Annotated in this window: 9 protein-coding genes; 6 read left to right on the top strand and 3 right to left on the bottom strand. The window is 75.0% G+C overall.

The window, feature by feature from the left end; genetic code table 11:
* Nucleotides 1-3: 3 nt before the first annotated feature.
* Nucleotides 4-1,839, bottom strand: coding sequence for a hypothetical protein (locus NLX85_RS03375; RefSeq protein ID WP_374628064.1), 1,836 nt, complete (start codon nucleotides 1,837-1,839; stop codon nucleotides 4-6).
* 95 nt (nucleotides 1,840-1,934) lie between these two features.
* Here NLX85_RS03375 and NLX85_RS03370 point away from each other — a divergent pair, with 95 nt between their 5' ends.
* Both NLX85_RS03370 and NLX85_RS03365 read left to right on the top strand, forming a co-directional pair.
* Nucleotides 1,935-3,221: a PQQ-like beta-propeller repeat protein gene (locus NLX85_RS03370; protein WP_254331555.1), complete on the top strand. Its 1,287-nt coding sequence runs from the start codon at nucleotides 1,935-1,937 to the stop codon at nucleotides 3,219-3,221.
* Complete coding sequence (locus NLX85_RS03365) at nucleotides 3,218-4,507, top strand: PQQ-binding-like beta-propeller repeat protein (protein WP_254331554.1); 1,290 nt, start codon at nucleotides 3,218-3,220, stop codon at nucleotides 4,505-4,507. The genes NLX85_RS03370 and NLX85_RS03365 overlap by 4 nt, the downstream gene beginning before the upstream one ends.
* Before the next feature lie 24 nt (nucleotides 4,508-4,531).
* Here NLX85_RS03365 and NLX85_RS03360 read toward each other — a convergent pair whose 3' ends face one another.
* Nucleotides 4,532-5,767: a peptidase C39 family protein gene (locus NLX85_RS03360; protein ID WP_254331553.1), complete on the bottom strand. Its 1,236-nt coding sequence runs from the start codon at nucleotides 5,765-5,767 to the stop codon at nucleotides 4,532-4,534.
* Between the two features lie 159 nt (nucleotides 5,768-5,926).
* Between NLX85_RS03360 and NLX85_RS03355 the strand changes: the two genes are divergently transcribed.
* The 4 genes from NLX85_RS03355 (at nucleotide 5,927) to NLX85_RS03340 (ending at nucleotide 11,033) form a co-directional block, all read left to right on the top strand.
* Nucleotides 5,927-6,595 (top strand): response regulator transcription factor, encoded by a 669-nt coding sequence (locus NLX85_RS03355; RefSeq protein WP_107078369.1) that lies wholly within the window; start codon nucleotides 5,927-5,929, stop codon nucleotides 6,593-6,595.
* Complete coding sequence (locus NLX85_RS03350; RefSeq protein ID WP_254331551.1) at nucleotides 6,592-7,665, top strand: cell wall metabolism sensor histidine kinase WalK; 1,074 nt, start codon at nucleotides 6,592-6,594, stop codon at nucleotides 7,663-7,665. Before NLX85_RS03355 ends, NLX85_RS03350 begins: the two co-directional genes overlap by 4 nt.
* 236 nt (nucleotides 7,666-7,901) lie before the next feature.
* Nucleotides 7,902-10,442 carry a malectin domain-containing carbohydrate-binding protein gene (locus tag NLX85_RS03345; RefSeq protein WP_254331549.1) on the top strand — a complete coding sequence of 847 codons (2,541 nt, stop codon included), beginning with the start codon at nucleotides 7,902-7,904 and terminating at the stop codon, nucleotides 10,440-10,442.
* A gap of 204 nt (nucleotides 10,443-10,646) precedes the next feature.
* Nucleotides 10,647-11,033, top strand: coding sequence for a VOC family protein (locus NLX85_RS03340; protein WP_254331547.1), 387 nt, complete (start codon nucleotides 10,647-10,649; stop codon nucleotides 11,031-11,033).
* A 64-nt stretch (nucleotides 11,034-11,097) separates the two neighbouring features.
* Here NLX85_RS03340 and NLX85_RS03335 read toward each other — a convergent pair whose 3' ends face one another.
* Entirely contained in the window at nucleotides 11,098-12,018 is a 921-nt protein-coding gene (locus NLX85_RS03335) for a hypothetical protein (protein WP_254331545.1), read from the bottom strand.
* Nucleotides 12,019-12,252 lie beyond the last annotated feature (234 nt).

Genomic DNA, 12,252 nt, shown 5'->3' with positions numbered 1-12,252 from the left:
GGGTCAGACGCGGTCGCGGACGTCCCAGAGCCAGACGTCGTCGACGCGCTGCGGCTCGCCGAGCAGTTGGGTCATCAGCTCGCGGAGGACCGCCTCGCGGGGGTTCGCGCCGAGCACCACCACCGACGCCTTCCAGAAGCGCAGGTCGTCGACGGCCTGGCGGCGGTTCTCGTCGGTGAGCGGCGGGACCCGGTTCGCGTCCATGGTGGAGTAGATCAGCGTGCTGGTCGGCCGGTTCGGCGCGCCGAAGACCCCCTCGCCCGCCTCGTTCGGCCCGATGAAGTAGCCGCCCGGGATGGGGAACTCCTGCCGGGTCAGCGCGCTCCAGCGCAGCGTGGGCAGGCCGTGCACGTTGCTGGGGATCGGCACCGGCACGAGGGTCCGGCCGTCCGGCACGTACGGCCGCCAGCCGCCGGCCGTGATGAAGTGCGGCGGCGGGTCGATCTGCTGCGCCGGCAGCGGGCGGGGGAACAGCGGGAGCAGGGCGGCCACGACGGCGGCGTACCCGACGGGGCGCAGCCAGCGCCGACGCGACCCGGTGGGGGCCGACCCGGTGCGCTGGGCGGGCACCGGCGGGCGACCGCGCCCCGACAGGGCGTCCCAGGCCAGTGCGAGCAGCACGCCGACGGCGGCGGCCACCACCAGGCTCAGCCGGGTCGGCATCATCATCTCGACCAGCGGCAGGTCGTCCGGCACGTACGCCCAGGGGCCGTCGACGGCGGTCTCCACCCCGTCGAAGCGCACCTTCGGGCCGATCGCGGCGACCGAGAAGACCACCACGAGCACGGCCACGATCCGGGCCGGCAGCGAGCGGCGTACCAGCAGCACCAGGGCGACCAGCGCGACAAGCACCAGCGGCCAGCCGAACCAGGTGTTCTGTTCGGTCAGCCCGATGGTCTTCTCCACCGCCTCGTCGCCGGCCACGGTGTCCCGGGCGAAGGTGACGAAGGCCATCAGGTCCTCGCCCCAGTTGTGGAAGACCCCGCCCTGCAGGCCCCGGTAGGACTGCGGGCCGTTGAACTGGAACCAGATCGGGTACGCGGCCAGCAGCAGGGCCACCCCGCCGCCCACGCCGACGGCGGCGAGGAACGTGCCGGCCCGCTCGCGCGCCGCGCGCGGCCGCTGCACCACCCACGCCACCACGACGACCAGGCAGGCCAGCGCGGTCAGCAGCAGCATCTCCTCGTTGATGAAGATCTGGTACGCCACGAGCAGGCCCAGCACGATCCCGTTGCGCCGCCACCGGCCCGGTTCGCCGAGCCGCAGCACCCGCGCCACGATCAGCGGGAGCAGGAAGTTGGAGACGAAGTTCGGCTGCCCGTTGGCGTGGTGCACGACGCCCGGCGCGAAGCCGAGGAACGCGCCGCCGACGAAGGCCGCCCCGCGCGAGCGGACCAGGTGCCGGGACAGCACCCAGTAGGAGGTGGCCGCGGTCGCCGAGAGCGCCGCGCCGAGGTAGAGCGCGTACATCACCTGCGGGCCGAGCAGCAGGGTGAGCGGCGCCAGCGGCAGGGTGACCCCGAGCAGCGAGGTGTTCGCCATCATGTTCACCCCGTCCGGCGCGTTCTGCCGGGCGGTGAACAGCGGGTTCTCCAGGTGCCGCACCGAGTACGCGCCGTGCGCGAAGAGCCACTCGAACCAGCTGTGGTCGGTCGGCAGGTGCGAGGAGACCCGGTGTTGCACGTCGCCCCAATAGTTGAGGCAGACGAGAACGCCGAGCACCGCATAGGCTCCGATGGCCAGCACGTCGGCGCGGGCCGGCCGGCGTCGGATCCGGCGCGGCGGGTCCGCCACGACGGGCTCGGCCTCGACGGGCGAGGAGTTCAGCGAGGGGTCCACCACCGGCACGGCCACGACGCGCCATCGTACAGGCGGCACGTCTCGTACCGGTTTCGGCCGAGACCGCCGGGGCGCGGCGTGGGGAGGGGGTGGCCGTGACCGTCATCGATCTGGGTGAGCTGCGCGACGACGCCCCGCCGGACCCGCGGCGCCGCCGTCCGCGGGCCGCCGGCCGTCCGTTCCGGAGCATCGTGGTGCTGCTGGTGGCGTTGGTCACGCTCGCCGCCGCGTCGCCGCCGGCACGGCCCGCCGGGCGCACCCTGGCCGGCGGCCCCGCGGCCGCCGCGTTCGTCTCCGGCGACCGGGTGTACGTGGTCGAGCCGGCCGCCCCGCAGGGCGGGGTGAGCCGGCAGCTCGTCGCGTACCGGGCCGGCTCGGGTCCACCCAGGACACTGTGGCGGACCCTGCTGCCGGGAGCGGGCGCGACCACCGCGGTGTGGGAGCAGGACGGCACCGTCCTGCTCGTCGGGCGGACCGCCGCAGACTCCGTGTACGAGACGGTCGGCTTCGACGCCCGCACCGGCCGGGTGAACTGGACCCAGCCGGGGGTGGGCTTCCCGGCCGGCGAGGCCCTGCTCATGCAGGTGCCCGAGGTGACGGGCCGGCAGCCGATCCGCCGGGTGGCGGTGAGCGACGGCCGGACCCTGTGGTCGGCGCCCGGCACGCCGGACGACGTCGAACTCAGCTTCGGCCCGTCCGGCGTGGATCGGCTGGTCTACCTGCCGGCGGCCGGTCAGACCGCCGTCTACGACGCGGTCAGCGGCGCCCGGCTGGTCGCCCGCGACCTGCGCCCCGGCGACCTGCCCACCCGGCAGCGCACCCTGCTCGCCGCCGGGATGCTGCTGGTGATCGGGGACGCGGGCAGCACCGTCACCGGCTACGACCTGGACACCCTCCAGCGGCGCTGGACGGCCGCGCTCCCGCTGGTCGGCTACGCGGAGCGGTGCGGCAGCCTGCTCTGCGCGAGCAAACAGACCGGCGGGATGTGGGCGCTCGACCCGGCCACCGGCGCGGTGCGGTGGACCGACGACCGGTGGGCGGGGAGTCTGTCGGCCGCCGGCGGCCGGCTCCTGGTCGCGGCAGGCATCGCCCCGGACACCGGGGCCGGAACCGGCCTGGCGGTCATCGAGGAGGCCACCGGCCGGCTGGTGGCCGACCTCGGCGTCTGGGAGGTGGTGCAGCAGGACGAGTACGACGGCCGGCTGTTCGGCGTCCGTCGGATCCGAAACAGCCGGCTGGTGCTCGTGGAGCTGGACCCGGCCGCCGGCCGCCCCGAGGTGCGCGAGGTGCTGGTCGGCGCCGTCGGCGACTGCCGGGTGGGCGCGAAGCTGGTCGTCTGCCGCCACACCAACGGCGGGTTCGGGCTGTGGCGGCTGCCGTGAGTCCGGTCATCGAGCTGGGGGAGATGCGGCACGACGAGGACGCCGACGGCCCGGCTCCCGCGCCGGTCCGACCCCCGGGCCGGCTGGCCCGGGTGGTGGCGGCCGGCTGCCTCGCGCTGCTGACCCTGGCCGGCGCGGCCCCGCCGGCCCGGCAGCCGGCGGGAGTCCGGGTGCCCGCTCCCCAGGGTGCCGCCTTCCTGGTCGTGGGGAGCCGGCTCGTGGTGGCCGACGGGCCGGGCCTGATCGGCCGGGGCGGCCGCGTGGTGACCGGGCACCGGCTGCCCGGCGGGGAGCCGCTGTGGCGGTTCACCCTGCCGGCCGGCGACCACGTGCTCCACGTGAGCACCCTCGCCGGTGGGCTGCTGGTGACGAGCAGCCCGGCCGGCGCCGGCGACACCGTCTCGACCCTGCTCGACCCGGCCACCGGCGCGGTGCGCTGGCGGCAGACGGGCTACCCGGTGTCGACCGGGTCCGGCGGGGTGCTGTTCGAGACGCCGCGCGCCGCCGGCACGGGCACCGTGCTTGCCGCCGACCCGGTCACGGGCGCGGTGCGCTGGTCGCTGCCGCTCCCCGCGAACGGGGTGGCGTACCGGACGGGGAAGCGGGGGGTCACCCAGATCGTGCTGATCACCGCGGACGGCCGGGTGGCGGTGCACGACGCGGAGTCCGGCGCGCTGGTGCACGCCGGCCGGGTGCCGCCCGCCGTGGACGGGGTGTCCTACCGGTTCGCCCAGGTGGTGGGCGACCTGCTGCTGGTCGACGGCGCGCCGGGCACGGCCACCGCGTACGGGCTGGACCGGCTGGACCGGCGCTGGACCGTGCCGGTGGAGTCGCGGGCGGGGACCTGGTTCGTCGAGTGCGCCGGGATGCTCTGCATCCGCGACCAGACCGGCGGGGTGCGCGCCCTCGACCCGGCCACCGGCGATCCGACCTGGGTGGACGACCACTGGGTCGGCATGGCGCCGGTCGGCGACCGGCTGCTGGGCGCCGAGCCCGGCGTCGGGCTGGAGTTGGAGCTGGTCGTGCTCGACCCGGCGACCGGCCGGTCCCTGGCCCGGCTGGGTCGCTGGCGCACCACGGGCTTCGAGAGCGACCCGAGCCGCCTGCTCGGCCTGCGCCGCCTGCCCGGCGACCGTACGCTTGTCGGCACGCTGGACGTGGCGGCCGGGGAGGCCCGGATCCGGGCCGTGCTGCCCGGCTCCTGGGACGACTGCGCCGACTCGGGCACGGCGCTTGTCTGCCTGCGCCCGTCCGGCGGGCTGATGGTCTGGCCGGTCGGCCCCTGACCTACCCGGTGGCCCGCGGCGGGGTCACCAGTTGGCCTGCGCGGGCGCCGGGGGCAGCGGCACCGACTCCGGCCGCACCACGTAGACGATCCCGCCGCTGCCGCCCTGCCAGGCCGCCTCGAACGCCGACCGGGGCACGGTCCGGCGGACCCCCTCGTCGTCCGGGGCGTACGGGTCGTTGAGCACCGGGTCGCCGTCGGCCGTGAAGCCGACCAGCACGATGAGGTGCCCCCGGGTGTCGTAGTCCAGCCCGGGCACCTGCCCCCGGGTGAAGGCCGCCGAGACGATCAGCGGGATGCCGGCGGCCACGAACCGCTCCGCCTCGGCCAGCGAACGCAGCCGGGTGACGAAGGCGTCCACCCCGTGCAGCCCCGCGTACGCGGTGTTGAACGGCCAGTTCCCGGCCCCCGCGTACGCGTGGTCGTAGCAGTGCCGGGCGGCGTGCACCACCACGGGCCGGGGACCGGGCGGGGCGACCCAGGCGTACCGGTCCGGGGTGGGGCCGGCGCCCCAGAAGTCGAGCACCATCGAGACGCAGGTGGGGCTGCACCAGGAGTCCCCGCCGCCGCCCCAGCGGGTCTCCCCGCCGGCGTGCAGCCGCTGCGCGTAGCGGGGCACGTCCAGCACCCGGCCCCGGGCGTCGCCGGTCGCTCCGGAACGCGGGGCCGGTGGGGTGACCGGACCGCCGGGCGCGCCCGTCCGGGTGGCCGGCGTGCCGGGGGTGTCGCCGGCCGAGGCGACCACGCCGAGCGTGCGCAGCACCGGGCCGGCCGGGGCGTCGGGGCGGCGCAGCAGGGTGACCCGGACCTGCCAGCCGGTGACCGTCGCGCCCGTCACGAGCAGCGTGTCGGCCGCGACCCGGGCCGCGCCGTCCGCCTGGCCGGGCACCGAGGAGCGGTGGATGACGGTGTCGTCGGCGGCCCACCGGCCCAGCTCGTACCAGCCGGTGGTGGCGGTGTCCCCGGCCCAGCCGCGCAACTCCACCCGCAGCCAGCAGCCGGGCGGGGCGTCGGCGGTCCACGAGGGGACCAGTTCGGCGGCGGCGAAGCCGACCGGCACTACGGGGGAGGTCCAGGTCGCGGCGTCGTACCCGGCCGTGTCGCCGGAGTGCGGGTCGGTGTGCTCCACCCGGTCGGCCGGCGCGGCGGGCACCAGCCCGTCCCGGCCGGCGGCCACCCCGTCGGCGCTGCCCAGGTGCAGGTCCGCCGGGAAGCGGAAGCGGTGGTACGTCACGTCCCGGCCGGGGTCGACAGCGGTCATGCGGGCTCCCGTCGGCTCGGACCCGGGCCGGTGGCCGGGCGGTTGTCGCTCGCTGCCGGCGAGCATCGCGTACCTGAAGATTTTTTGCAACGACGGCGGGCGCGGGAGGCTTGGCGGCCCGCACTAGTTTGTGGGAGGTCACGAGGCGGGAGGCCGGGGATGCGGGTACTGGTGGTCGAGGACGAGCGGAACCTCGCCGACGCGATCGCGCGCGGGCTGCGCAAACGCGGGATGGCCGTCGACGTCGCCTACGACGGCGACGCCGGGCACGAGGCCGCCTTCGTCACCCGCTACGACGTGGTGATCCTGGACCGGGACCTGCCCGGCGTGCACGGCGACCGGATCTGCGCCGACCTGGTCGCCTCCGGGGCGCTCACCCGGGTGCTGATGCTGACCGCCAGCGGCACGGTCGCCGACCGGGTGGAGGGGTTGCAGCTCGGCGCCGATGACTACCTGCCCAAGCCGTTCGCCTTCGACGAACTGGTCGCCCGGGTGCAGGCGCTGGGCCGGCGGGCCACCCCGGCCGCCCCGCCGGTGCTGGAGGTGGCCGACCTGGTGCTCGACCCGGCCCGCCGGGTCGTCAGCCGCCGGGGCGAGCCGGTCGACCTCACCAACAAGGAGTTCGGTGTGCTGGCCGAGCTGATCAAGGCGCGCGGCGCGGTGGTCTCCAGCGAGGAACTGCTGGAGCGGGTCTGGGACGCGAACACCGACCCGTTCACCACCATCGTCCGGGTCACCGTGATGACGCTGCGCAAGAAGCTCGGGGACCCGCCGCTCATCGAGACGGTGGTCGGCGCGGGCTACCGGATCGGCGAGGTTCCCGCATGACCGGGCGTACCCGGTTGCGGCCCACCCTGCGGCTGCGGCTCACCCTGCTCAACGGGGTGCTGCTGGTCGGGGCCGGAGCGATCCTCGTGCTGCTGGCCTGGCTGCTGGTCCGGGACGCGCTGCGCCCGGCCGACGAGCGGGAGCTGCTGGTCAAGGCCCTGGTGGCGCTGGTGGGCATCGGCATGGTCGGGGTCGCCGGCGCGTACGCGGTGGCCGGCCGGGCGCTGCGCCCGCTGCACCAGGTCACCGCCACCGCCCGCCGGCTCGGCGAGACCACCCTGGACGAGCGGATCGGCTGGTCCGGCGCGAACGACGAGGTGGCCGAGCTGGCCGAGACCTTCGACGCCATGCTGGACCGGATCAGCGCCGCGTTCGAGGCGCAGAAGCGGTTCGTGGCCAACGCCTCGCACGAGCTGCGGACCCCGCTCGCGGTGATGCGCACCGAGATCGACGTGACGCTCAGCGACGACGATGCGGACCTCGCCGAGTACCGCCGGATGGCCAGCGTGGTCCGGGAGGCGTCGGAGCGCGCCAACGGGCTGGTCGACGCGCTGCTGGTGCTGGCCCGCAGCGAGGCGCAGACGGGCGGCCGGCTGGCTCGCCGCACCGAGTTCGACCTGGCCGTGGGCACCGCCAACGCGCTCTCCGCGATGGCCCGCGAGGTCGAGCGGATCGGCCTGAAGGTGCACACCTCGCTGCGGCCCGCCCCGGTGGTCGGCGATCCGGGCCTGCTCGACCGGCTCGCCGGCAACCTCGTGGAGAACGCGGTCCGCTACAACCACCTGCACGGCCGGCTCTGGGTGCGGACCGGCGCCGACGGGCAGCGGTCCTGGCTGGTGGTCGGCAACACCGGCTTCGAGGTCGCCCCCGCCGACGTGCCGGGGTTGTTCGAGCCGTTCCGGCGCGGCGGGCAGGAACGCACCGGCGCCCGCGGCTCCGGCCTCGGACTGTCCATCGTGCGCGCGGTGTGCGACGCGCACGGCGGCACCGTGAAGGCGGTCGCCCAGCCGGGCGGCGGCCTGGAGGTGACCGTCACCCTGCCGTCGGCTGACGCCCCCACGGCCACCTGAGGGGCCGATCGGCGTCCGCGCGGCCGCCCGACGGTACGCGCCGCGCCGCCGAACCACCATGGGGGGCCACCTGTTCGTGCGGCCGGCCCGGCTGTCCCGTCCGCCCGTCCCGGGTGGTCGGGCGGGAGCGGCGCGGTGGTCGGGCAGAAAGCGTGCGCTCCGCTGGACGGCGCGTGACGGGTGCCCCAGGGTGAGTGCTGCGACACGCCTGTCCGCACCATCCTCCGGAGCTGCCAGTGACAAACCCCTCGGCCCTCGGGCGCCGTGTCCTCGTGGCCCTCGCCACCGTCGCGCTCACCGCCGCCGGGCTGGCCCCGGCCGGTCCCGCCGGCGCCGCGCCCGACCACAGCACGCTGGTCAAGGTGGCACCCTCCACCGCCTCGCCGGACATCATGGACGGCACGGTCGACGCGATCCACGACGCCGGCACGAAGATCATCGTGGCCGGCTCGTTCACCCGGGTGCAGAACCGCGGGTCCGATGTCGACATCACCCGCAACTACCTGCTCGCCTTCGACAAGGCCACCGGCACGGTGGACACCGCCTTCGCGCCGACCGTCGACAACGAGGTGTACGCGGTGGTCGCCGGACCCACCGCCGGGACGGTCTTCGTGGCCGGCAAGTTCAACACCGTCAACGGGGTCACCCGGCGCAAGGTGGCCCTGCTCAACGTCGCCACCGGCGCGGTGGTCACCAGCTTCGCCGGCCCGGCGTTCAACGGGCTGGTCAACGACGTCGCCCTGGTCGGCGGCCGGCTGCTGGTCGGCGGCATCTTCACCACGGCCGGGAACACCAACCCGCGCGGCGGCCTCGCCTCGCTGAACGCGAGCACCGGGGCGGTGGACAGCTACCTCACCACCGCGCTCACCGAGCACCACAACTACGACGGGGTCAGCGGCGCGAACGCCGGCGTCGGGGCCGAGAAGCTGGCCGTGTCCCCGGACGGCACGAAGCTCGTCGTGATCGGCAACTTCAAGAAGGCCGACGGGGTGCTGCACGACCAGATCGTCAAGCTGGACCTGGGCGCCACCGCGGCCACCGTGGCCGACTGGAACACCAACCGGTACACGCCGCGCTGCGCCTGGTGGGCGTTCGACTCGTACATGCGGGACCTCGCCTTCGCCCCGGACGGCAGCTACTTCGTGGTGGTGACCACCGGCGCGCCGAACGGCGGCACGCTCTGCGACGCCGCCGCCCGCTGGGAGGCCGGCGCCACCGGCACGGACCTCCAGCCGACCTGGGTCGACTACACCGGCGGCGACACCTACCTCTCCGTCGGCATCAGCGAGCAGGCGGTCTACGTGGGCGGCCACTTCCGCTGGCTGAACAACAGCTTCGGCGGCGACTCCGCCCAGGCCGGCGCGGTCGGCCGGGCCAGCATCGCGGCCCTCGACCCGCGCACCGGCCTGCCGCTGTCCTGGAACCCGGGCCGGCACCCGCGCGGCATCGGCGCCTCCGAGATGCTTGTCACCCCGGCCGGCCTCTGGGTCGGCTCGGACACCTCGTGGATCGGCAACTTCCAGTACCGGCGGGAGCGGATCGCGTTCTTCCCGCTGACCGGCGGCGCGGCGCCGCACCCGACCACCACGGCCACCCTCCCGGGGAACGTCTACCAGGCCGGTGTCCCGGCGCCCACGAACGTGCTGCACCGGGTCAACGCCGGCGGCCCGCTGGTTGCCTCGACGGACAGCGGACCGGACTGGGCGGCCGACGACGGCGGCAACCCCAGCCCGTACCACAACGCCGGCAGCAGCACGGCCGGCTTCGCGGCGGTGGGCTCCGTGGACGCCACCGTGCCGGCCGGCACGCCGGCCGCGCTCTACAGCGACGAGCGCTGGGACCCCGCCGGCGACCCGGAGATGAGCTGGCAGTTCCCGGTGCCCGCGGGCACCGAGGTGCAGGTCCGGCTCTACCTGGCCAACCGGTACGACGGCACGGCCGCCGCCGGCTCCCGGGTCTTCGACGTGGCGCTGGAGGGGACGACCGTCCTGGATGACCTCGACCTCTCCGCCAGCGTCGGGCACAACGTCGGCACCATGCGGTCGTTCACCGTGGTCAGCGACGGCTCCATCGACCTGGACTTCCGGCACGTCGTGGAGAACCCGCTTGTCGACGGCATCGAGATCGTCAAGACCGGCGCCCCGCCGGCCGGCACCGGCGACGAGGTGCAGGTCCGGTCGTACGACGGGGTCGCCACGGTCGGCGCGGCCAGCCCGGTGGCGGTCCCGGACGGCACCGCCTGGTCCACCGCGCGGGGCGCGTTCTGGGTCGGCGGCACGCTCTTCTACGGGATGAACGGGTCGCTGTGGCGGCGCACCTTCGACGGGTCCACCTTCGGCCCCGCGTCGGCGGTCGACCCCTACCACGACGCCTACTGGGACGCGGTGGAGACGGACTCGGGCCCGGCCGGCCAGACGTACGCGGGAGTGACGAACAACTTCTATCCCGAGATCCCCAACGTCACCGGCATGTTCTACAGCGGCGGCCGGCTCTACTACACGCTCGCCGGGCAGGGCGGCCTGTTCTGGCGCTGGTTCACCCCGGACAGCGGCGTGGTGGGCGCGGAGAAGTTCACCGTCGCCGGGGCGAGCGGCTTCGCCGACGCCGGGTCGGTCTTCCTGGCCGGCAGCACCCTCTACAAGGTCAACCGCAGCACCGGCGAGCTGTCCGCCACGGACTGGGCGGGCGGTGCGCCCGTCGCGGCGTTCACCGTGCGCAGCGGTCCGGCGGTCGACGGCGTCGACTGGCGGGCGAAGGCGGTCTTCGTCGGCCCGTGACCCGGGTTTCCTGCCGGCCCGGTCCCGCCTCGCGGGGCCGGGCCGGCTTGTCCCCGCCCTCGGGGTGGTGGCATGATCGTCTCCGTCAGCCCGACGTGTGGAAGGGGGTGTGGTCGATGTTCACCGTCAACCGATCCGCGCCCCGCGACCCCCGCTGACCTTCTTCACTCCCGCGGGGCGCACTCCGATCCAGGAGGAAGCACCGTGAGTGCACAGATCCACTGCGTCACCGTCGAGACCGACGACCCGTACGCCCTGGCCAGCTGGTGGGCCCGGGTGCTCGACCGGAAGCTGAACGACGACGACCACCCGGGCGACCCGGAGGCCGTCCTCGCCGCGCCCGACGGCCACGGCCCCGACCTGCTCTTCGTCTCGGTGGGGGAGCGGCACGGCAAGGGCGCGTTCCACCTCGACGTGCACGCGGCCGAGGGGACCCGGGACGACGAGGTGGCGCGGCTGCGCGACCTCGGAGCCAGCCTGGTCGCCGACCGCCGCCGGCCGGACGGCACCGGCTGGGTGGTGCTCGCCGACCCCGAGGGCAACGAGTTCTGCGTCTGCCGCAGCCCGGCCGAGCGGGCCGCGTCGGCCTGACCGGTGAAACGGGACCGGGCCCCCGCCGCAGGGCGGGGGCCCGGTCCTCCGGGTCTGCGGGGGCTCAGCCCTGCTTCTCGATCTCGCCGCGCATCGTGACGAACTGCGACTGGATCTCGGCCGCGGACTTGAAGTAGACCACCACCATGCCCAGGCTGCCCTTGTCGGCCCAGATGCAGACGGCCACCGGGATGTCCTCGGTCTTGCCGTCGCCGCACTTGGCGTCGCCGCCCAGCGGGCCGGCGTTGACCGTCTTGAACTCCTTGGCGCCCAGCTCGGGGGTGATCGCCGTGATGGCGTCCGCCATCTCCTTCTTGGGGTCGGCGATGACACCGGACGCGCCGGCGATCATGACCAGGTCCTTCTTCTCCGGCTCGCCGTAGAAGGCGCCGACCGTGCTGGTGGCGTTCGGGACGTCCTTGGCGATCTCCGACTTCATCTGCGTGGCGGCCTGCTGGAGCTGCGGCTCGGAGACCTTCGGCCGGCCGGCCAGCGTGGGGGGCTCGACCAGGCGGGTCTTGGTGGCCGTGACCACCTCACCGACCTTGTCCTTGGTGGCGAAGAAGGCGATGGCGCCACCGCCCACGCAGAGCACCAGCACGACGGCCAGCACGATCAGCACGATCTTGCCGGCGCTCGACTTCTTCTTCGGCGGCAGCGGGGCCGGCGCGCCGTAGCCGGGCTGGCCGGTCTCGACGTAGCCGCCGCCGTACTGCTGGCCGGGCTGCTGGCCGTACTGCTGGCCGCTTTCCGGGTAGCCGCCGCCGTACTGCTGGCCGGGCTGGTTGCTCTCCGGGTAGCCGCCGCCGTACTGCTGGCCGGGCTGGCTGCTCTGCGGGTAGCCGCCGCCGTACTGCGGCTGCTGCTGGGGAGCCGGCGGGTAGCCGCCGCCGTGGGAGGGCTGCTGCGGCGGCTGGTAGCCGCCGGGCTGCTGCTGGGGCGGGGGGTAGGAACCGGGGTAGGGACTGGACGGCGGCTGGGACATGGTGTCAGCTCCTGTAAGAAATCCGGACGCGTGATCGTAGCGAGCGACACCGACACGGCATCGTCCGGCCGCTGCCGACGTGACGAAACCGGAACCGGGTCGTGACCGGGCCGGCCGGGCGGTGTCCCGGCGGTGAGCGCAGGGTGTCCGGCCGGTGACGACCCGGTGGCCCGTCGTGACCGGTCCGGGCGGAAACGCCGATCGCGGTGGCCGGACCGTCCGGGAGGGACGACC

The sequence above is a fragment of the Micromonospora sp. A3M-1-15 genome (genome assembly GCF_024213425.1).
Classification (GTDB): domain Bacteria; phylum Actinomycetota; class Actinomycetes; order Mycobacteriales; family Micromonosporaceae; genus Micromonospora; species Micromonospora chersina.
This window is presented reverse-complemented; position numbering and strand designations above follow the sequence as displayed.